16 protein-coding genes and 1 pseudogene are annotated in these 21,345 nt (G+C 44.5%); all 17 read left to right on the forward strand.

Going from position 1 to position 21,345, the window contains the following annotated elements; translation table 11 throughout:
* The first annotated feature begins 12 nt into the window (after positions 1-12).
* The gene (locus SYK_RS14295; protein WP_281760947.1) at positions 13-1,449 is read left to right on the forward strand and encodes an ExeA family protein; all 1,437 of its coding nucleotides are present in this window, start codon (positions 13-15) and stop codon (positions 1,447-1,449) included.
* Positions 1,450-1,468: 19 nt separating this feature from the next.
* Positions 1,469-1,933: a type II secretion system major pseudopilin GspG gene (gspG, locus tag SYK_RS14300; protein ID WP_281760948.1), complete on the forward strand. Its 465-nt coding sequence runs from the start codon at positions 1,469-1,471 to the stop codon at positions 1,931-1,933.
* A complete protein-coding gene (locus SYK_RS14305) occupies positions 1,908-2,393 on the forward strand; it encodes a pilus assembly FimT family protein (RefSeq protein ID WP_281760949.1) in 486 nt (161 codons plus the stop codon). The genes gspG and SYK_RS14305 overlap by 26 nt, the downstream gene beginning before the upstream one ends.
* Positions 2,394-2,401: 8 nt before the next feature.
* Positions 2,402-3,376: a tetratricopeptide repeat protein gene (locus tag SYK_RS14310; RefSeq protein WP_281760950.1), complete on the forward strand. Its 975-nt coding sequence runs from the start codon at positions 2,402-2,404 to the stop codon at positions 3,374-3,376.
* Complete coding sequence (locus SYK_RS14315; RefSeq protein ID WP_281760951.1) at positions 3,364-4,203, forward strand: type II secretion system protein N; 840 nt, start codon at positions 3,364-3,366, stop codon at positions 4,201-4,203. Before SYK_RS14310 ends, SYK_RS14315 begins: the two co-directional genes overlap by 13 nt.
* 1 nt (position 4,204) lies before the next feature.
* Entirely contained in the window at positions 4,205-6,208 is a 2,004-nt protein-coding gene (gspD, locus tag SYK_RS14320) for a type II secretion system secretin GspD (RefSeq protein WP_281760952.1), read from the forward strand.
* Positions 6,208-7,908 (forward strand): type II secretion system ATPase GspE, encoded by a 1,701-nt coding sequence (gene gspE, locus SYK_RS14325; protein ID WP_281760953.1) that lies wholly within the window; start codon positions 6,208-6,210, stop codon positions 7,906-7,908. Before gspD ends, gspE begins: the two co-directional genes overlap by 1 nt.
* Positions 7,909-7,911: 3 nt before the next feature.
* Positions 7,912-8,865: a type II secretion system protein GspN gene (gspN, locus tag SYK_RS14330; RefSeq protein WP_281760954.1), complete on the forward strand. Its 954-nt coding sequence runs from the start codon at positions 7,912-7,914 to the stop codon at positions 8,863-8,865.
* A 99-nt stretch (positions 8,866-8,964) separates the two neighbouring features.
* Positions 8,965-14,493 (forward strand): glycoside hydrolase family 99-like domain-containing protein, encoded by a 5,529-nt coding sequence (locus tag SYK_RS14335; protein WP_281760955.1) that lies wholly within the window; start codon positions 8,965-8,967, stop codon positions 14,491-14,493.
* Between the two features lie 174 nt (positions 14,494-14,667).
* Positions 14,668-14,865 (forward strand): annotated as a pseudogene (locus tag SYK_RS14340) (transposase); the annotation flags it as partial.
* Between the two features lie 104 nt (positions 14,866-14,969).
* Positions 14,970-16,103 carry a DegT/DnrJ/EryC1/StrS family aminotransferase gene (locus tag SYK_RS14345; protein WP_281760956.1) on the forward strand — a complete coding sequence of 378 codons (1,134 nt, stop codon included), beginning with the start codon at positions 14,970-14,972 and terminating at the stop codon, positions 16,101-16,103.
* 3 nt (positions 16,104-16,106) lie between these two features.
* Positions 16,107-17,075, forward strand: coding sequence for a glycosyltransferase family 2 protein (locus SYK_RS14350; RefSeq protein ID WP_281760957.1), 969 nt, complete (start codon positions 16,107-16,109; stop codon positions 17,073-17,075).
* On the forward strand, positions 17,076-18,026 hold the full coding sequence (locus SYK_RS14355; RefSeq protein ID WP_281760958.1) for a WxcM-like domain-containing protein: 951 nt from the start codon (positions 17,076-17,078) through the stop codon (positions 18,024-18,026).
* Positions 18,013-18,414, forward strand: a complete 402-nt coding sequence (locus SYK_RS14360; protein ID WP_281760959.1) for a GtrA family protein — start codon at positions 18,013-18,015, stop codon at positions 18,412-18,414. Before SYK_RS14355 ends, SYK_RS14360 begins: the two co-directional genes overlap by 14 nt.
* 32 nt (positions 18,415-18,446) lie before the next feature.
* Positions 18,447-19,967, forward strand: a complete 1,521-nt coding sequence (locus SYK_RS14365; RefSeq protein ID WP_281760960.1) for a glucosyltransferase domain-containing protein — start codon at positions 18,447-18,449, stop codon at positions 19,965-19,967.
* Between the two features lie 196 nt (positions 19,968-20,163).
* Positions 20,164-20,904 carry an IS4 family transposase gene (locus SYK_RS14370; RefSeq protein ID WP_281760961.1) on the forward strand — a complete coding sequence of 247 codons (741 nt, stop codon included), beginning with the start codon at positions 20,164-20,166 and terminating at the stop codon, positions 20,902-20,904.
* A complete protein-coding gene (locus tag SYK_RS14375; RefSeq protein ID WP_281763278.1) occupies positions 20,831-21,313 on the forward strand; it encodes a transposase in 483 nt (160 codons plus the stop codon). The genes SYK_RS14370 and SYK_RS14375 overlap by 74 nt, the downstream gene beginning before the upstream one ends.
* The last annotated feature ends 32 nt before the right edge of the window (positions 21,314-21,345 follow it).

The raw sequence follows: 21,345 nt of genomic DNA on the forward strand, positions 1-21,345 counted from the left end.
TAGAGTTCGCTTATGGTCGCAAAAAGCAGGCTTAACCCATTTGGTGACTCATCGAAAGATTTCGTGTTTTTCCCTTCCTTGAGTCACAAGAAAGGCGTGCACAGAATCGTTCGTGGCCTTGAGTCCAATTGTGGCTTGATCTTGCTCACAGGCGAGATCGGCATCGGTAAGACGTCCCTGGCCCGATATATTCAGAGCTACCTTTCTAATGGATTTGTTTTTGTAGAGCTTGGTAATCCCTATCAGACTCCATTGGAGCAGGTTTTCCATTGTTGCGAAAGGTTCGGCTTGGATTCAGCCGGGTTGAGTTCCATACACGACTGTGTAGGAAAACTAGAGAAATATTTTCATACCCTTTTGGAGAATGGTAAGCGGCCCGTTATTGTTTTTGACGAAAGTCATTTGCTGACGAAGCGACATCTGAACTTGATTCATATTCTTTCCAATCTTCGTGCGCAGGATGGCCCGCTCGTACAGATTCTGCTTGTCGGGCAGTTGGAAATACTCGATTTGTTGGCGACTGAAGGCATGGAAGCCCTGAATCAGCGAATCGGTGTTCGCTGCGAACTTTCTCCGCTTGTCCTAGATGATACGGATAAGTATATCCATTTCAAGCTGGAAAAAGGTGGACGGATCGGAATGGCGTCTTTTTCCCGTGAAGCGGTTGAGCATATTTGGAAGGAGAGTGGTGGGTTACCACGTCTTATCAATCATGTCTGTGCGCATGCATTGGATGGTCTGGCTTTCAAGGATACGAACGTTGTTACGCCTAAGATGGTTGATGAAGTCTGCCACGATTCTGTTTATACGGGCTTGTTCCAAGTGAGGACGAAGAAGCAGCCACCTAGGAGGACGTTAATTGGGGCAGGAGGGATTGCAACCCTCCTGGTGATGTTTGTCCTCGTTGTTGCTTGGGCTCTGAGGGACCCCGTATCAAGTCAAGTCGCATCGACAACAGTTGATAGTAAAGACGTTCGGACTCAAGTTGATACAACTGTATTATCCGCTGCAGGTCTTAGTGATGTCTCTGATAACAAAGAGCCTCGTTCGGTCTGGAAGTATGAAGAGCGCGTTCCTGCAAGTGCGCCAGAGCAGGCCTCGGTAGATAGAACCCAAGATAAAATTAAATCGACTGTTGAAGACAGTCTATACCCAGAGGTCCTAGTCGTAGTTGAGGAACCTAGTTTTGATTTAAATTCAGGGCAATCAGCAGCTGGCCCCCATGCGCTAGGAGAACCGAAGGATGGCAGCGTCCATCCAGTCATTGGTGAATTGGTGATAGGTGCAATTGCCTGGAATAAGGATGTGGCAGCAAGTATCGCCGTCATCAATTCTAAGCTTCTCCATGTAGGAGAATCTGTTGACGATGTTAAGGTGATAGATATAGGACAAGGCTACGTGTCGTTTGAGTTTGATGGAGAACTCTTTCGGCGAACAATTTCACGATAATTGATGGAGAGTTGTTTACATGGGTTTTTCTAGGATGAAGCACGGGAAAGGTCGGAAGCGTCAAGGCCGTGAAGGGTTTACTTTAATCGAGCTGATGGTTGTCATTGTCATTTTGGGTGTTCTTGCAGGCTTGATTGTCCCGCAGTTCATGGATGAGCCGCAAAAAGCGCGCGTGGTTAAAGCCAAAATGCAGATGGAGAGCATCTCCACGTCCTTGAAAAAATTTTACATTGATAATGGTTTTTATCCGACAACCGAACAAGGTCTAGAAGCGCTTGTGAGGAAGCCGTCGACTGGCAGGACGCCGAAGAATTATGCCTCTTCCGGCTATCTTCCGAAGGTTCCGAAAGACCCATGGGGAACGCAGTATATTTACATCTCACCCGGCAAGCACGGAAAGTTTGATTTATCTTCATATGGCGCGGACGGTGTTTCTGGTGGAAAAGATGGTGATGCGGATGTCAACAGCTGGCAGATCGACTAGGCACCACAACGGTGGGTTCACTCTTTTTGAGCTGCTTGTTGTCATAGCGATCCTTGCAGTCGTCGCGGGGTTGGTCGTGCCGCAAATCGACATGAGCGGCGATGGTGGTGGTATCGAGTCCGTGGTTCGTTCTGTGCGAGGAGCGCTGGACCAGGGGCGCACACATGCTAAGCTGACTAGAAGTGATGTCATTATGGAGTTTAGGCTGGAGTCTGTTCGTTTCACCGGCGGTGAAGGTGAACTTGTTTTTCCTGAGTCAGCTCGTTTTCGGGAGATTGTGTTTGCTGGAGAAGGGGACAGGACAGGAAAAGAACTGCTGATAGATCGGCGGGGAATAACATCGGCTGCTATTCTTAGGATAGAAGTTGACGAGAAATTATATAGTCTTTTTGTGAGCCCGGTTATACGAGAACTGGAATACAGGGAAGGGGCTGTCCATTTTACGGATTTTGCCGAATAGGTGCGAGTATGAAATTGGGACTTTGTGTGTGGCTGATATTTTTGTTTACAACCCTGCTTGCTGGAGGGTGTACTTCCACGCGTCCGGTAGTCGAAGTCTCAACAGATCTGAGTGTGGTAAGTCTTGTCAGCTTGGATGCTGTGAAAGCGTATGAAGCTGGCGAGGGACAGAAAAGCCTTGAGTTGTATCAACAACTTGTGGCCGCCAACTCGTCCGACCATGTTTCTCTGAATAACATGGGCGTGATCCTGCTCCGGGGTGGTCAGGGTGAGGCCGCTCTTGACGCATTTGAAAGTGCATCCCTGCTTGCTCCCATGAATTCCAATTATCTTGTCAATGTAGGGTTTGCCCAGATCAAGATTCAGAACTATGATGAGTCCCTGAGTTTTTTTGACAGAGCCATACAGATCAATCCACGCAATGCTGTTGCCTACTATGGCAAAGGTGTCGCATTTTTTTATATGAATGAGCCTGAAATAGCCCTCGGTCTTTTCCGCCAGTCCGTTGCTCTTGAACCTACCAGTGCGGAAAGTCTTTTTATGAAGGGGTATGCCGAGCAAAGGAACGGTCTCTGGATGGATGCTGTAAAAGACTACACCGCGTATATGTTCTTCAGTGAAAATCCTACTCAGAAAGCGAACGCCTATTCAAATCGTGCCCTTTGTTACTTTCAGTTGAAAGATTATAAGAGCGGGATGACTGATCTTGATGAAGCCATGAAGCTGAACGATTCAAGTGCGGTATATTACTACAACCGCGCACAAGGTTATCAAATGCGGCAGGATTATGAAAATGCCGTGTCCGATTATACTCGAGCTATCTCGCGTAAGTCTAGTTTTCCTGAAGCCTATATCAACAGGGGCGAGCTGAATTACCTTCTTGAAAAAGAAGAGAAGGGGTGTGCGGATTTGAAACGAGCTTGCGATCTGGGTTATTGTGGGCCTTTTGAAAAATATGAATCAGCTGGAAAATGCGAGAATTAGAAATTGGCAGGCTTATTGGGCGTTGGCCGAGACTTGCCCTGAATCTTTCAACCATATCGGTGGTTGCCTATTTTCTTGCGAGCGCTGCCGTGGTGCTCGTCGTTGAACCAAAGCTGCCTTCAATACACGGCACGAGTATAAAATCTGTTCAGTCAGCAAGTAAAGTTTCAATTCCACCGTTGAAATATTTCGCACCGATTTGGAGTAGGAATGCTTTCAAGGCCGCTAGGCCTAAGCCTCCTGTAGCGAAGAAAAAAACACTTGCTCAGTTACCGGTGGCAAAGCTGAATATCAAGTTGGTGGGTACTATTTATTCAGATGTGACTGTATTGTCGCGTGCTGTAACACTTCAAGGCAACAAACAGAAATTGGTTAAAATTGGCGATAAGCTTAGTGGATTCAAAATAGTCGAGATACAGAGGAGGGCAATAGTTCTTCAAAAAGGTAATCAAAAACAACTGTTGCTCATAGATAATACTGACAAGAAGATTGCAGCGAAAAAGGGAGTAGCGCGTAAGATGCTCCCACGTCGTGATCTAAAGGCCAAGTTGCAGGATCTCGACTCTCTTTCCCGGGACATACAGTTTGCACCTGCTACTCGTGGAAAACAAAAAGGTCTGTGGGTTAGACAGTTGCGTGCAGGTAGTCTGTTTAGTAAGGCTGGATTACAGAAAGACGATGTCGTGTTGTCTGTAGGCGGTAGTCTTGTAGCTCATGGAGTTAACCCGTTGACTTTATTTAAATTGCTGGATCAACCACAAGTCAATGTGGGTATACTGAGGGATGGCAAGCCTATACAACTTGTTTTGATCCTGACAGGAAAATAATATGCGAATGATACGTTTGTTCTTGTTGGTATTCTTGGCTCTCTGGCTTGCTGCCGCTCCTGTAATGGCAGCACAGAAGGCTAAGATTGCTCCTCAACGTACTATTAGCATGGATTTTAAGAACGTTGATCTTCATATCCTGATCAAGTTTATAAGCGAACTAACCGGACGAAATTTCATTGTGGATAAAAGGGTCGCCGGGCGAGTTACAGCCTATTCTCCCTCCAAGTTATCCATTGAAGAAGCATACAAGGCATTTGAATCAATTATGGTGGTCAATAACTTTGCCATTGTCGCTACCAAGATAGAGAACGAATATAAAATTGTTCCTATGGTCGAGGCAAGGCGGTTGGGGATTCCCGTTCAGGCCGGTCGATCAGTCAGGTCTGACTCTGGTGAAGAACTAATCACTCAGATCATTCCTCTCAAGAATTCCAGTGCCCCGGAGTTGTCCAAGTTGCTGGTTAATATGACCGATAAGAATGGTTTGGTGAGTGTTTATAATCCCACAAATACGCTGATTATTACCGCACCAGCTGCTAATATCGAGGCCCTCCTGTCTATCATCAAGGAAGTAGATAAGGGGTCATACGCCTCACAAATGGAGACCTTTCCGCTTGTTCATGGTGATGCCAAAACAATCGCTGGCAGCATCTCGAAGATCATGACTTCTAAGATTCAGGAGATGGAGAAGGTGGGCAAGAAAGCCATGGCTCTTGTGGAGGCGGATGTTCGGACGAACTCTGTGGTCGCCTTGGGTGACCCCGCCAGCCTGGATACCATTTCAGATATGATTTCAGCTTTGGATATCCCGACACCCGTTGGTAAGGACGATATTCATTTCATGAGTCTTGAAAATGCCGATGCTGAAGATGTTGCCAAGATTCTCAACGAATTGATTTCGCGTCAGACCGACAAAGATGGTAAGAAGACTAAGCTCTCCAAGGATATTAAGGTGGTGGCTGACAAGGCAACTAACAGTTTGATTATTACTGCCCGTCCTGATGAATTTGCCACGCTGGAGGGGACGATTAAGCAGCTCGATATACTCAGGAAGCAGGTGTATATTGAAGCGTTGATTATGGAAGTGTCGGTAGACTCAAGCTTTTCTTTTGGGGTTAATTGGGCTGTGGGTGGTTCTGGGGGTGATACCTCGGTATTTGGATCTACGAATACGGGCGGCGGTTCTATTACTGTTCCAAGTGCAACTTCTGCGGCTCCTGTGCTGACTTTTCCCGATGGCGGAACAATAGGAACAATACTTAGTAATGCAGTTAATATCGGTGGGACAGCATATAGCATCCAGTCTATCATTAATCTTGCTGAGACAAATAATGATTACAAGATATTGGCAACGCCTCAGTTAATGACCCTTGATAATGAGAAGGCTAGTGTTAATGTTGTAGATAATATTCCGTTTTCAAAGCAAACACAGACTTCAAATGTCAACTCAGACTATGCTTCACAAAGTTTGGATTATAAAGATGTTGGTGTTAAGCTAGAGATTACGCCTCATATTGGAGAACGTGGAACGCTGCGTCTCGAGGTTAAGCAGGAAATAAGTCGGGTTATTAATAGCCTTGTTGCCTTGTCTTCTACTCAAAATGTTATTGCTCCGACAACTAAGAAGCGGGAAGTTGAGACGGTCATTCAGATGCAGGATAACCAGACCGTAGTCATTGCTGGTTTGATCAATGATGATAATACAAACAATAAAGCCCAAGTCCCCGGCTTGGGAGATATGCCTTTGTTCGGATGGTTGTTTAAGCAGAAGGAAGAAAAGAGCTCTGCAACGAATTTGTTTATATTTATTACTCCTCGGATTATTGATACTTATGATGAGTCCTCTGCTTTAGCCCGATTGAAAAAAAGAACGATTTATGATGCCGAATTGGGAGCTGATGGCCAGGGACTTCCCAAGATGGTTATGTCCGATCCGTTGAACCCAATATTTATTTTCCCAGAGAAGAAAGGCGCGTTGTCTGAAAAGGATTTGGAGCAGTAATGCTCGATTTCAGTGTTGAAAACGCCTTGGTTGCCTCCGGGCACCTCTCAGATGAAGAGGTTCATGAGCTTGGTCCCTTGGCTCAGGAACAGGACTTGGATTTGCCGGAGTTCTTACTTAAGAAAGGGCGAATTTCAGAATCCGACATTACTCAGTTCTATGCTCGATTCTACGACAAGCAATATTTTGATTCCTTTGAAACGTCATGGATTCTTCCCGAGCTGATTCGCAAATTCACCATTCATTATCTCAAGCGTTTCAATGCCGTTCCTCTCAAGGACAAGGACGGAAATGTCTTCGTTGCCATCAGTCGCCCCGAGGCATTGAACATCATCAATGATTTTCACCTGACTCTCGACTCTGAATCCATAACACCGATTTTCGCGCCGTCACAGGTTGTGCTTGGAGCAATCAACCAAGTTTTCGGTGATGTAGAAGAAGACATGGAAGCCATTGAGGTTCTTGAAGGAGCCGATGTGGATTCCTTTTCCATGCTCGATGACGATAAGATCGAGGACCTTCTAGATGATACGAGTGACGCACCGTTCATCAAATTGGTCAACATGATTCTCTCGCAGGCCGTACGCGCTAATGCCAGTGATGTTCACGTTGAGCCATACAAAGATATCCTAAGAGTTCGCTTCCGCCTCGATGGTGTTTTGTATGACAAACATTCCGTTTCCAAGAAATTTCATGCTGCCCTTGTCTCGCGCATCAAAATAATGGCCAAGCTCAATATCGCCGAAAAAAGGTTGCCTCAGGATGGCCGTATTGCCCTGTCACTAGGCGGTCGTCAGGTCGACTTGCGTGTATCCATCCTTCCCACCGGATTGGGAGAGCGTATAGTCATGCGCTTGCTCGAAAAGAGTACGGAAATCTTGAATATGCCCGAGCTGGGGCTGACAGATCAGAATCTTGATCGTATGAAGCGGCTGGTAAAAATTTCGCATGGTATCATCCTGGTAACCGGCCCGACTGGTAGCGGTAAGACTACGTCCCTTTATTCGGTTCTCAACTACATCAACTCGCCAGACAAGAATATTCTGACCATCGAAGACCCTGTTGAGTACCAGTTGGACGGAATCGGCCAGATTCAAGTTAATTCAAAAATAGGGTTGGACTTTTCCTCCGGTCTTCGGTCCATCGTACGTCAGGACCCCGATGTAGTTCTGATCGGTGAAATTCGAGATGGCGAAACCGCTGAGATCGCTATTCAGGCCGCTTTGACGGGCCACCTTGTGTTCTCCACTCTACACACTAATGATGCACCCAGTGCCGTAACCCGGCTCATCGATATGGGTGTGGAGCCTTTCCTCCTCTCTTCGGTCCTTCGGGCCGTGGTGGCACAGAGACTGGTTCGCCGTCTTTGTTCCGAGTGCAAGGAGGCTTATGTGCCCAATGAGGAACAATTGGCCACAGATTTCGGCAAGTTTGCCGACGAGTTCCGAGGCCTGGAAGTATATCGTGCTGTGGGATGTGAGAACTGCATGGGGACCGGGTACAAGGGGCGGATGGCAATTTATGAAATAATGGAGCTATCTGAAGCGACTAAGTCACTCGTGCTCAATACTGCGGACTCAAACCAGCTTCGCAAACAAGCCAAAGCAGACGGCATGGATACTCTGACGCAAAACGGGGTTTTTAAGACTAAGCTGGGCTTGACAACGCTTACCGAAGTCCTCCGAGTGACGAATCTGTAGCCTATGAATCCTCTGAATACCATACGGGAGAGGTTTTTTTCTTTTTCGCTCCTTGATTCCATCAAGGGCATTGAGATCTCACGGAAGAAAGCACTTACGTGGTCTGCATACTTCTTTTTCGGGTTAATAATTTTCTCACTGGTTTTTACTGCTAAATACTACGTTCCACAAGTTGACGATATGGCGCGCAATGCCACATCCAATTTGGAAGGCATTACCGTCGAGTTTTCCTACCTTGAACCACAACTTTTCCCTCCGCGAGTGATGCTCGATTATCTGCGGATATATGAGAAGAAGCCCAAGAAGCCCATCTTGTTGTTGAAAGATACGGATATCCGGCTGTCGCTTTTTCCCTTGCTTGTGGGCAAAGTCAGTTTGTCTATCGATAGCCGCATGTATGGCGGCCTTATGGCGGCTGATATCTCGACGGGTATGCTTTTCAACACAGACTGGGTCAGTGTCGATCTGAAATTGGATATGGTCGAATTGGAAAAGATTCCGCAAGTAAAAGAATATGACCGTTCGTTCAAGGGATTTGCCTCTGTAGAAACATCTTTTGATGGAAATATTGCTTTCCCTTCCGTTATGGAGGGTGACCTTCTGGTGAAGGTCGATCAGTTGGATATGGAAAACAGGTTTCCAATAGTTAAAGGAGCCAGACTTAGTGGGTACAAGGTCGTCCTTGATTGCTCCCTTGATGATGGTCTGATGACGGTTCGCGATTTTGACCTGAGCGACAATGATGGCATATCTCTAAAAGCCGATGGAACCATTGCCATCGATCAAAGTGATTTCAATAAGAGTTTGTTGGATTTGCGTGGTAAATTCCTTGGCTCGCCTGCCAGATTGGCGACAAGTGTATTAGATCCCAAGGTCCTTACAATGCTGAAGAAAAAGCAGGCTGTGCCAGTTGTGGTAGTCGGCCCACTTGAGGGGCCACAGGTGCTACTTAAGTAATGAAATGAATATAACCGGTGTTGAGTTTCAATCTATATAATGGGTTGTGTTGCGGGTGATATGGATGCGTAATGGGAAGATGAAATAGACGAGATTATTATGAAGAAATTAAAAAGACGCTCTAAAGTAATCCTTCAAACAGGTATGCACCGTTCTGGGACGAGCCTTCTTGCAAAAGGCCTGATGACACTCGGTGTACACATGGGCAAGGATTTTATTTCGGCAGATTTAGACAATGTTAAGGGTTTTTACGAAGATAGGTATGTGGTTGATTTACATAAAAATTTTTTGCAGGCCATCGGAGCAGATCCTAACCATGGAATGACCATATTTGGGGAAATAGATCTATCAAAGGCGCCTGTCACCGATGCAATTAAAGCACTCGAAGCGTTTATTCATAAAAGGTGCGAAGAAGAGGTAATGTGGGGAGTGAAAGATCCCAGGCTTTGCTTACTCCTCTCTATTTGGCTTCAAACTCTGGACGCAACTGACGTTCAGCCTTTATCAGTTTTTTCTTTGCGAAATCCTTTGGATGTTGCTCTCTCGTTGGAAAATCGTAATGGTTTTACCATTGAGCAGGGGCTGCTTATGTGGCTCGAATATGTTTATTCGTTTGCGTGCAATGTGGGGACATGCCCTTCCTTGATCGTTTCTTACGAAAAGCTATTGCATGATCCTTCTCGTGAGTTGGAAAGGGTTGCTGAGTTCATTGAAGTCGACTTTAAGTCAAGGACAAACAACGTTGAAGAGTATATCTCAATATTCGTGGATAGTGGCCTTCAACATCATCGATCTTCGTATGGCGACCTACAAAAGGCTGCTGAAAATTTTCCTGAAGTGATGTTTGTGTATGATTGGTTGAAGGAGCGGGCCGATGGGGATGAGCTCAGCTCAAGAACCTGGAACGAGGTTCGAGAGTATGGTTCTGGCCTTGATCTTGCCCAGAAAATTATTACCAATCTTCCACTTCAAGATGTTGTTCGATTGACTGGTTCACCTCCTTTGGACCCCATACTGTATTATGATACAGGTGGAGATTTTTCTGAAAATGAAGTTCTTCAAGCAACTGTTTCATCTGAGATAGGTTCTGTTGTTTTCGATCTTTCCTCTATTTCGAATATAAAGCGGTTGCGATTTGATCCATGTGAGGACGTGTGTGTCCTTAGAGTAGAAGAGATGACTGTCACAGACTTTAATGGCAGGTCAAAGAAGATTGCTCCAAGCTATTCAAATGCATTGTTTTGTGAAGATGATTTGTACGGTTTTAATACTACTGATCCTCAGTTGTATTATGATGTTGGCAACGACATTCGAGAAGTTTTTTTCTCTTTTCAATTTGATGCCATAGGCCTTTCTGCAATGCCACGAATAGTGAATGAACTTATGGCCCAGCAGGAGAAGATCAGTCAATCGGCAAAAGAAGAAAAGGCTCTGATTCGGGGAGAGAACCGAGAACTACAGAAAGTGTTAGGGGGGATGCAAGAAAAGATTAGAGATGTTCGTGCTGACCTTGAATCTTCTCGATTTGACACAGTCTCCGCTCGTGCTGACCTTGAATCTTCTCGATCTGATACCGCCGCTGTTCGTGCTGACCTTGAATCTTCTCGATCTGATACCGCCGCTGTTCGTGCTGACCTTGAATCTTCTCGATCTGATACCGCCGCTGTTCGTGCTGACCTTGAATCTTCTCGATTTGACACAGTCTCCGCTCGTGCTGACCTTGAATCTTCTCGATCTGATACCGCCGCTGTTCGTGCTGACCTTGAATCTTCTCGATTTGATACCGCCGCTGTTCGTGCTGACCTTGAATCTTCTCGATTTGATACCGCCGCTGTTCGTGCTGACCTTGAATCTTCTCGATTTGACACAGTCTCCGCTCGTGCTGACCTTGAATCTTCTCGAGCTGACATCGCCGCTGTTCGTGCTGACCTTGAATCTTCTCGATCTGACATCGCCGCTGTTCGTGCTGACCTTGAATCTTCTCGATCTGACACAGTCGCCGCTCGAGCCGGTCTTGAAGCTACCCGTGTTGAGCTGACAATTGCTCGTTCTGAGACCAAAGAAGCCAATGTTCAAGCGAATATGGCATGGGGCGATGTGGACATTGCCCGAACTGAGAGGAGGATAGCTCAGACTGGAGCTATTGAAGCATGGCGGCGTCATGCTCTGGTTCAAGGTGATTTAGCTCAGGCAATAGCCGACAATGACGCTGCACAGCGGTATATTGCAGCAATTCGGAAATCAATATCATGGCGACTGACCGCCCCGCTGCGTTTCGTACGTATTCTTATAGCGGGTTCTTTCCGATTATTTTTTGCCTTGATTACATTTAGTCCGACAAGATTACGGAGAGTCTTGGAGGACTTTCGCTGGAGTCCGGTAGGTGCTTTCTTCTATTCGCTGCTGATCCCAAATTTTGTTAAAAAAAGGATCAATAAGGGCTGGAGAAAGGGTCAGAAACCAGCCGAAAGCTCGACTCCTTTTCTTCCTGTACGGGAAGGGGGCAGACCGGAATTGTTTGAAACTGAAGCGCCTGAGACCTCCTCACCTTCTGCAATAGAAGCTTTGGCTTTTTATCTGCCTCAATTCCATCCCATTCCAGAAAACGATGAATGGTGGGGGGAAGGATTTACAGAATGGACTAATGTTACTAAAACTCTTCCAATGTACCCTGGTCACGATCAACCAAAGCATCCTGGTTCTATGGGGTATTATGATTTGCGTTTGCCAGAGGTGATGAAGCAGCAAGCTGAGCTTGCGAAGAAGTTTGGAGTTCATGGCTTTTGCTTTCATCATTATGATTTTTCAGGCCGGCGAATTCTGGAGACTCCGGTGGATAATTTCATAGCGAATCCTGATATTGATATTCCCTTCTGCCTGTGCTGGGCAAATGAAAATTGGACGCGCAGATGGGACGGCTTTGATCAAGATATTCTGCTGAGCCAAAACCATTCGCCCGAGGATGACGTTCGGTTTATTAATTCCATGGTTCCGTACTTTGCTGACTCTCGCTATATTCGCAAGGATGGCAAGCCGTTCTTCATTGTGTATAAGGCTGAACAATTCCCCGATATGGCCGGAACTTTACAAAGATGGCGTGACCGATGGGATGAATTGTACGGCGAGGGGTTGTACCTTGTCATGGCTCAATCATTTGGAGCGGAAGACCCGAGAGATTATGGCTTTGATGCCGCGGTACAGTTTCCACCTCATAAATATTCATGGGACAATCCTCGGCTTAATGATCAGTTGAATGTAGTACCTGATTACGATGGCCAGATTTTTGATTATGAGCACTTTGCCAAAAGCTACAGTTCGGTAGACCCAGAATATGTCTTGTATAAGACGGTTTCTCCTGCATGGGACAATACGGCACGGCGTGGCGTCTGTGGAACTATTTTTGCAAATTCAAATCCCAGTAAATATAAAAAGTGGTTAGACTTGGCCTCTAAATGGACTTCTTCCAAACATCCTTCCGGTAGCCAGTTTGTCTTTATCAATGCATGGAACGAGTGGGCTGAAGGTGCATACCTTGAGCCTGATCGGACTTATGGATATGCCTACTTGAATGCGACATCCCAAGTGCTAGCAGAGTACCCAAAAATGCGGGCTACTAAAGACTTGTCTACTGGTAAAATTTTGTTTGTTTCGCATGATGCATATTTAGGTGGTGCGCAGAAGGTCTTGCTTTCTTTGTTACAATGGCTGTCGACTCATACTTCGTTGCAGATATACACACTTTGCTTGCGTGGCGGACCATTCATGGATGATTTCGCAAAATTTGGGCCAGCTACGACGGCCGAGGAGTTAGGATGTGGCCCGTCGGGTGAAAATGACCTGGCTGACAAAGTACAAATGTTCTGTGGTGGAAAACTGGATTTGATTTACGGTAATACTGTCGTGGCTGGCAGGGCCTATGAAGAGTTGTCAAAATTTAAAGTGCCGATCATTACGCATGTTCATGAACTCGAAGAAAGCATTCGCGTTTATGCCAGTGATTATATCGCTGATGTAATCTCGCATACAACCAATTTCATTGCTTGCTCACCCGCAGTTGAAGCCAATATGCGGTCCAGTTATTCTGTGCCTCAAGCGGCCATTGACCTTATCTGTGCGCATATTGATCCTGTTGCAGAGTCCCCTTCTGTCGGGCGTAAACAAATGCTGCGTGAAAAGTTGGGCCTGCCTAGAGACTCGAAGATTGTCTTGGGGTGTGGACTTGGCCTGTTCTGGCGTAAAGGAGCCGATCTGTTCATTGAAGTTGCCAAGAAGGTCGTCAAAGAGAGCTATGAGAAAGTCGCGTTTTATTGGGTTGGCGGCTTTGATCCGGCTCAAGCGCACGATGAACATGGATCATGGCAGGATATATGGGACGCAATGGAGCGAGAAGGCTTGGCGGATCTCGTTCATTTTATAGGGCAGCAACCGAATGCTGTCGAATATATTGAGGCTTCGGATATCTTTCTGCTTCCTTCTCGAGAGGACCCTTATCCGTTGGTATGTTTAGAAGCGGCTGAGCGTTCCGTGCCGATAGTATGCTTTGATAAGGCAGGAGGTATGCCAGGGTTTGTTGGAGATGATTGTGGTTTTGTCGTTCCTTGGGGCGATGTTGATGCCATGGCTGAGAAAACCGTGTCTTTGTTGCAAGACGCTGATTTGTTGACTCGGTTGGGAGTGCAGGCGCGCAATAAGTTACTTTTTAGACATACAGCGGATGTTGTTGGACCAGCCATTTTAGAGGTCATCAGAGAAGTTGGAGGCATCGCGCCAGTTGTTTCAATTATTGTCCCTAATTATAATAAAAAAGATTACTTGGTAGAGCGATTGGATTCAGTATTCAATCAATCGTACAAGGATTTTGAAGTTATCCTTCTTGATGACTGTTCCACTGATGGCAGTGGTGAGATATTGGAGCAGTATTCAAACCGATCCAATGTTTCATTTATCCAAAATGTTAGGAATAAGGGGGTTTTTGCCCAATGGGCGAAGGGTATTGAGCTTGCCAAAGGGGAGTTTATTTGGATCGCTGAGGCTGATGATTCATGTTCTGTAGATTTTCTGAAAAAACTCATTCCTGCCTTTATTGATGAAGGCGTTCGGATTTCATACTCGGAATCATTAGCGATAGATGCCAATTCAGATTATCTTTTTCAGTACAAGAATATGGAGTATTTGAAAGAGCTGTCTCATACCAAGTGGAATACATCGTATGTCGTTGATGCGAAACAAGAAGTTGAATGTTCGTTGGCATATCGCAATACAATACCTAATGTTAGCGCAGTCGTCTTTCGTAAATTTGATTGCAGCGTCTGGTTTGAAGTAGCGAAAGACATGAAGTTAGCAGGCGACTGGGTCTTTTACTTGTACGCCATGATGAACGGTTCTGTGAGCTATGTTAAAGAGCCTTTGAATCACCATCGCAGGCATGATGACACATGTACGGCGAGTACGGAAAATAGCGTGGTGAGGTTTAAGGAAGTTGTCATGGCCCAGAACTTGGCTTGCTCACTCTACGATTTAGATAGTGACTCTGCTGCATGCTGTAAGTCATACGCAAAAAATATTTGGATTGAACTTGGGTTGAATGAAGACGGTTTTGAGGCGGAGTATGCCGGCATTTTAGGTTGATTGGATGGCGAAAAGTCCTGTGCTTCATTGGTCCTTTGTAGATGAATTGAGAGGGGATTATGTGACGTTCTCCCGTGATCTAGGGCCAAACATGATGCGAGTTTTTCGGCGAAATAGATTATCCAAAAGTAGGAGGATTTCGCTGTGAAAAAATCAAGGTACACCGAAGAATAAATCGCATTTGCGTTCCGCCAAGCTGAGCATGGGACTCCGGTCAAAGAAGTCATTCGCAAGATGAGAATTTATGAACAGATGTTTTATCGCTGGAAAAAACTGTATAGCGGAATGGGAACCAGTGAACTCCGCAAGATGAAAATGCTTGAGGAAGAGAATCGCAAACTCAAAAGGCTTGCCGCAGACCTCAGTCTCGACAGTTCCACTTCAGATTGAGGGAGCCGCACTCTAACAATACGGAAAAGCGTAATGATTACATATTGTTCTGTTTTAAACTTTTTCAAATTAAGACTGGAAGTGATATGAATATAGGCACTAAAGTCCCTTTTAATGATACGGCAAGAATATATAATAAGAATAGAGCTGCATTATCAAAAGTGATGTCTGAAGTTGCAGAGTCAGGGTGGTGGTTGCTTGGTAAGCAAACCCAAGCTTTTGCAGAAGAGTTCTCAGCTTACTGCGGCGTAAATTTCTGTATTCCGGTTGCAAACGGAACAGATGCATTGGAATTAGCAATAAAAGCCGTGATCGGTGATGCATCGGTCGATGCTAAAATTATTACTGTTTCAAATGCTGGCGGCTATTCATCAATTGCGTGTAGATTGGCTGGTGTTACGCCTGTATATGTAGATATTGTACCAGAGACATTGTTAATCGACATTGACTCTCTTAAGGTCTGTTTGAGAAAAAATGTGAAAGCCGTTATTATTACGCATCTGTTTGGTGCCGTAGTTGATGTTAAGAAAGTCAGACGTGTACTTGATGAAAGTGGTTTTCAGAGTGTAAAAATCATAGAAGATTGTGCGCAGTCACATGGCGCACAATTGGAAGGGCGGCGTGTCGGGAGTTTGGGGGATATTGCGGCATTTAGTTTTTACCCGACTAAAAATCTTGGGGCAATGGGGGATGCCGGGGCCGTGATGACGAACAGCGAACTGTTGTCCAATAAAGTCAAAGAATTACAACAATACGGTTGGAGTAGTAAATACAAGATAAATATCGCGGGCGGCAGAAACTCTCGAATGGATGAAATACAGGCCGGTATTTTGAGATGTTTATTGCCTTTCTTAGACAGCTGTAATCATAAACGAAATAAAATCTATGATACTTACAAAGCCCTTGGTGCAAAAGGTTTGTATTTTCAGCAGTATCATGCCTGTGATTTTGTAGGACATTTGGCTGTAATCAGAACCCCAGAGCGTGAAAAATTTATTACTTATATGAAAGAAAGTGGTGTCATGGTTGATGTGCATTACCCTGTTCTGGATATTGACCAAGTCGCATGGCACTCCATGCCATTTATGATTGATGAACAAAGTAATTTAGAGGCCTCTCGTGCAGCTGTTAAAGAAGTTGTTTCGTTGCCCTGCTTTCCAACGATGACAAATCAGGAAATAGATCAGGTCTGTCATGCATTATTAAACTGGAAAGGTTGATAAATGAAAAACGGAAATTTATTGATTAGTCATTCACTGGTTATTCCTGTTTATGGAAATGAAGAAAACATTCCACATTTAGTTCTTGCCTTACAGAAGATGGCGCGAGCTTACGGTGAGAGTTTTGAAGTTGTTTTTGTTATAGATGGCTCGCCTGACAACTCTCTCAACCGTATCTTAGAGTTGGCGGATGGATTTAATTATAAAACGGTTTCCCATAGTCGAAATTTCGGTTCTTTTGTGGCTATTCGCACGGGTATCGAGCACGCAGAGGGAAAATATATTGCAGTGATGGCCGCTGACTTACAGGAACCACCTCATTTAATTGAAGACTTCTTTAAGATTTTAGAAGCTGATGAGGCAGACTTAGTTTTTGGTCGGCGTATTGATAGAAATGATCCTATTCTAAAAAAATTGTTATCAAATGTATATTGGTGGTTTTATAAAAAAGTGATCGAGCCTGATCTACCTAAGGGCGGGGTTGATATTTTTGCCTGTACTGAAGAAATTAAAAAAAGCTTATTAAAAATTGAAGAACCTAACAGTTCACTAATTGCCCAGTTATTTTGGTTGGGGTATCGGCGTGAGTTTGTGTCTTACGTACGCCAAGAACGTCAGCATGGCACCAGTGCCTGGGGGCTTGGCAAGCGTATACGCTATATGATTGACAGTGTTTTTTCTTATACGGATTTACCTATAATGCTCGTTCTTTGGCTGGGTTTAGGTAGTCTTACGGTAACAACAACAGTTGGAATAGTCACTATTGTTGCCAAGTTCGCAGGCTTAATTGCTGTGCAGGGATATACTGCGATAGTACTACTAATATTGTTTTTAGGGTCCTTGATCATAACTATTCAAGGAGTAATCGGTTGCTACTTATGGCGTACGTTTGAAAACACTAAGAAAAGGCCCATAAGTTTGGTTCGGTCAGTTGAAGTAAAACATAACTTTAAAAAAATGAAGGCATTATAGATGACAAAAGAGGTTTTCATTCATGAAAAGGCTCTCTGCGAAACTGATAAAATAGGTGAAGGCTCAATGGTCTGGGCTTTTGCTCATATATTGTGTGGTGCTATTATAGGTGAAGAATGCAATATATGCGATGGCGTTTTTATTGAAAACGACGTGGTGCTGGGTGATCGTGTAACAGTAAAATGCGGTGTTCAGTTATGGGATGGTGTAAAAGTGGCCAGTGATGTGTTTATTGGCCCGAATGTTACCTTTTCGAATGACAAATTCCCACGCTCCAAAGCTATTCCGGAAGAGTTTGCCCGTACTAATATTTCCCAAGGTGCTTCTTTAGGAGCAAACGCCACTATACTGCCGGGTATTACGATTGGTGTTAATGCGATGGTGGGAGCGGGGGCTGTTGTTACGAAGGATGTACCTGCAAATGCAGTAGTTGTCGGAAATCCAGCGAAAATTATTAGCTACAATGTTGGTAGTAGGGCGATTGGTTTTGAGGCTGATTCCTCTACTGTTTTAGGAAATAATCCCCTAAATGAAAAAATTGTGTTGCCTATCAACGATTGTGAGATTTGGCCATTACCTGCGTTTAATGATATGCGTGGAAGTTTGATGGCTGTCGAGAGTCAAAAGGATATGCCGTTTAAGCCGGAAAGAACATTCTTTGTGCATGATGTTCCTAATGATAAGGTGCGGGGAGAGCATGCACACAAAGAGTGCTCTCAGTTTTTGATAGCCGTGAGCGGGTCTTTAAGCGTGGTTATCGATGATGGAAAGAATAGAGTAGAAGTGCGGCTTGATAGTCCCTCTAAGGGGTTGTATATGCCTGCTGGAACTTGGGGTGTACAATATAAATTTTCCAAAGATGCGGTACTGTGCGTATTTGCTTCACATGCTTATGATGGCAAGGATTATATTCGGGACTATGTTGAATTTAAAGAATATGTCGGCAGATAAAATCTGCAGTATACAAGGCTTACCGTTATTTTTAAAGGACGGTATTCGTTTTTTGCTTGCAGGAGGACTTAACACCATTTTAACGTTAGCTATTTATCAGTTATTTCTTTTTTTTATTTCAGCCCAGCCGGCCTATGCTTTAAGCTGGTGTATCGGCTTCATTTTCTTGTTATGCGTTTACCCTGCTAAGGTGTTTCCAGGCGCAACAACAAATAAAAAGCAATATTTTTTAGTCGCTTTAGTTTATATGAGTGTATTTTTTTTAGGATTGTTTTTAATTAAATTAACCGTACAGACAGGTATTAATTCACATATTGCAATATTTTTAGTGATGAGTGTTACAACGGTTACGAATTTTTTGTTAATGCGTTCGGTATTACGTAAATAGTATTAGGTTATTTTTTATATGGTGGTGAGACTTTGAGTGTTGAAAGATATATTGATTCTTCACGGCAGTGGTTTGAAGCAAATAGAAGTTGGTTTGTTTACTTGCTTGCGGTTGTTTTATTGTCATATACTTACGAGTTGTTCAATTTTACGTTAACAATCGATGATGAAAATTGGGCTAGCGTACGCCAGGCAGGTTCTCATAAAGGCTGGCTTCAGCAAGCCCGGTGGGGAATGCATATATTGTCTTATATGTTTAACCCAAATCCCGTTATCCCATTCTCTCCTCTGTTTCTGTCTCTGATTTGTATGGCACTATCGTATACGGTAGTTGTCAGACTTCTGGCGGTGCAAAGAACGAATGCAGATTATCTGTGTGCACCCATTTTCATTGCATGCTCGACCTTATACTACAGTTTAAGTTTTAGTTCCCTTGTGCATGGTATAGGCATAGGCTTTTTGGCCTGTTCTCTGGGCATTTACTGCCTAGTTCATAAGAACAGATTGCTTCAATGTATTTCAGTGCTCCTAGCCGCATTTGCCATTTCTATTTATCAGGCTTTTTTGCCGGTACTTTTATCACTTTACGCGTTGCATATTATAGGCCTCTTAATCGGTGAACCGGCATTTGACTTTAAGCGTATCCTTACAGGGATAGTGAAGTTTATAGTTTGGATTTTCATGGCACTTCTATGTTATTATGTACTGAATCAATTTTTTCTGTATATTTTTGGTATTGAGATAAATGGATACATAGGAGGCTTTGTACAATTTCAGTTTACTTCTGAATATTTTTCAAAAAGTATTAGTTTAATTGTTTTGGATGCAAAAAGATATTACTTGGGAAAACCTGAGGTATTTGGTTATGAGCTAAGTTCCCTTAAATATACTTTCTTAGCCTGTCTGCTTTCATTCAATGTGGTGAACTTAATCTCTAATCAAAAATGGTGGGCGAAATTAGCCGCGTTTCTTATATCCATTTCTCTCATATTTTTACCCTTTCTGCTGCATCTAATGAATGCCGGCCGTATGCCCGTAAGATCCATGTTGGCATTTCCCCTCGTATTGACAGGTTTTCTTTATTTTTCATTATTAATCAAGTGGCCTGTATGGCGTTTACTTTTAAGTATTTTGATTGTTGTTTGTGCTGTTCGTTTTTCAGTCGTGAATAACCAGTTTACCTATTCAAATATCTTAAGCTGGCAGTCTGATAATGCTGTTGCCATTCGTCTGTTAGAACGGATCGATAGCAAAGATTTATCCATTTTCAAAAAAGGTGAAAAAATACCAATAGTAATGGTTGGCTACCTGGAGAGAGCGGAAATGCCCATTCGATTTCGCAGGGAAACTATTGGTGCGTCATTTTTTGAATGGGATAGAGGGAATGTCTACCGGGTAATATACTTTATAAATACCCTGGGGGAACATCGGTTTTTTGGCCGGACTCGTGATGCCTCGTTTGTCCAAAGTAAAAAAATTGAAGAGATGCCTACATGGCCTATGAAAGGATGTGTTGAAATTATTGATGCCATCGTTGTTATCAAATTTAAGTAAATCTGGTAGGAAGTGACATTGCTGTCCGGCTAAGAACCGTTGGTGCCCGTGGATTCCCGCATGAGTGCTGTTTTTCAGGCGAAGGCCAGTCGATGGACATGTTTGACAGCCTTTTGAAAAGAAAATATCCGAATTCTCCTCGATTTATGGTATGCAGTTAGTGTCTAAATCGCTGCACACAAAGGAGATTTCGGACATGTCGAATTTTAACACGATCCTTCATCAAGTGCTATCTCTGATTCCTCGCTCGGAGTTCGAAGCTTTGGCCCGTAAACACGGTACGGGGCGTTGTTCCCGGGTGTTTTTTCGCTGGAACCAATTCGCCTGCCTTCTTTTCATTCACTTGGCCGGACGCAGAAGCATGCGGGGCGGCATCCGAAATCTGGAGGCGAATACCCGCCAGTTTTACCATTTGGGCATCAGGTCTGTAGCCAGATCTATCTTTTCGGACGCCAACTCGAAGCAACCGGCCGATTTCTTTCAAGCGATCTTCGGCAAGCTTTACCAGCGTTGCTCGTCTGCGGTTCCAGGTCACAAATTCAGGTTCAAGAACAAGCTGTATAGCATTGATTCTTCAACCATTAAACTCTGCCTATCCGCGTTTCCTTGGGCTTCATTTCGGGCCAAACGAGGCGGCGTCAAGTTGCACACAGTCCTCGACCATGACGGCTATCTGCCAGCATTTATACGTATCAGCAAGGCACGGTTACACGATTCTTGGATAACCAAAATGCTCAAGCTACCCAAGGGTTCTATCGCCGTCTTCGACAAGGCGTACATCAAGTATTCCTGGTTCCAGACACTTGGGGCCTCCGGTTTGTTTTTTTGTTATCAGACTGAAGACCAACACCGTATACAAGGTCATCAAGCGTCAGCCAGTCCGCAAAAGCACCGGAGTGATCGCCGACCATGTTATCAGCGTTTCCAGTCGAGGTGAGGAGCTCCGGCTTCGCCGTTTTGGCTATCGGGATCCAGAAACCCGCAAACATTACGTGTTTCTGACCAACCATTTCCGCCTTTCAGCCAAGACCATCGCTGATATCTACAAAGAGCGCTGGCAGATTGAAATCTTCTTCCGGCTGATCAAGCAGAATCTACGACTTAAATCTTTTGTCGGAACTTCCGAAAACGCCGTTATGAGCCAAATTTATGTGGCCATGATCGCCTACTTGATCTTGGCGTGGCTTAAATTCCGCTCCGGCATTGACTTCAGTCTCCAGCAAATGTTTCAACTGCTTCAGATTAACGTTTTTGATCGCCGCGAACTGGTGGAGCTTTTCAAGCCACCCGACAAAGCCTGTGACGACATCAACAATAATTACGGTCTATTGTCGTATGTCTCTTAACCGGACAGCAATGAGGAAGTGACTAAAGAGGT

Origin of the sequence: Pseudodesulfovibrio nedwellii, from assembly GCF_027923765.1 — a bacterium.
Taxonomy (GTDB): domain Bacteria; phylum Desulfobacterota; class Desulfovibrionia; order Desulfovibrionales; family Desulfovibrionaceae; genus Pseudodesulfovibrio; species Pseudodesulfovibrio nedwellii.

Bases quoted from the DNA above. Each gene is read 5' to 3' on its own strand.
- SYK_RS14295 (WP_281760947.1), top strand. From the start codon at position 13: ATGGTCGCAAAAAGCAGGCTTAACCCATTTGGTGACTCATCGAAAGAT.
- gspG (WP_281760948.1), top strand. From the start codon at position 1,469: ATGGGTTTTTCTAGGATGAAGCACGGGAAAGGTCGGAAGCGTCAAGGC.
- SYK_RS14305 (WP_281760949.1), top strand. From the start codon at position 1,908: ATGTCAACAGCTGGCAGATCGACTAGGCACCACAACGGTGGGTTCACT.
- SYK_RS14310 (WP_281760950.1), top strand. From the start codon at position 2,402: ATGAAATTGGGACTTTGTGTGTGGCTGATATTTTTGTTTACAACCCTG.
- SYK_RS14315 (WP_281760951.1), top strand. From the start codon at position 3,364: ATGCGAGAATTAGAAATTGGCAGGCTTATTGGGCGTTGGCCGAGACTT.
- gspD (WP_281760952.1), top strand. From the start codon at position 4,205: ATGCGAATGATACGTTTGTTCTTGTTGGTATTCTTGGCTCTCTGGCTT.
- gspE (WP_281760953.1), top strand. From the start codon at position 6,208: ATGCTCGATTTCAGTGTTGAAAACGCCTTGGTTGCCTCCGGGCACCTC.
- gspN (WP_281760954.1), top strand. From the start codon at position 7,912: ATGAATCCTCTGAATACCATACGGGAGAGGTTTTTTTCTTTTTCGCTC.
- SYK_RS14335 (WP_281760955.1), top strand. From the start codon at position 8,965: ATGAAGAAATTAAAAAGACGCTCTAAAGTAATCCTTCAAACAGGTATG.
- SYK_RS14345 (WP_281760956.1), top strand. From the start codon at position 14,970: ATGAATATAGGCACTAAAGTCCCTTTTAATGATACGGCAAGAATATAT.
- SYK_RS14350 (WP_281760957.1), top strand. From the start codon at position 16,107: ATGAAAAACGGAAATTTATTGATTAGTCATTCACTGGTTATTCCTGTT.
- SYK_RS14355 (WP_281760958.1), top strand. From the start codon at position 17,076: ATGACAAAAGAGGTTTTCATTCATGAAAAGGCTCTCTGCGAAACTGAT.
- SYK_RS14360 (WP_281760959.1), top strand. From the start codon at position 18,013: ATGTCGGCAGATAAAATCTGCAGTATACAAGGCTTACCGTTATTTTTA.
- SYK_RS14370 (WP_281760961.1), top strand. From the start codon at position 20,164: ATGTCGAATTTTAACACGATCCTTCATCAAGTGCTATCTCTGATTCCT.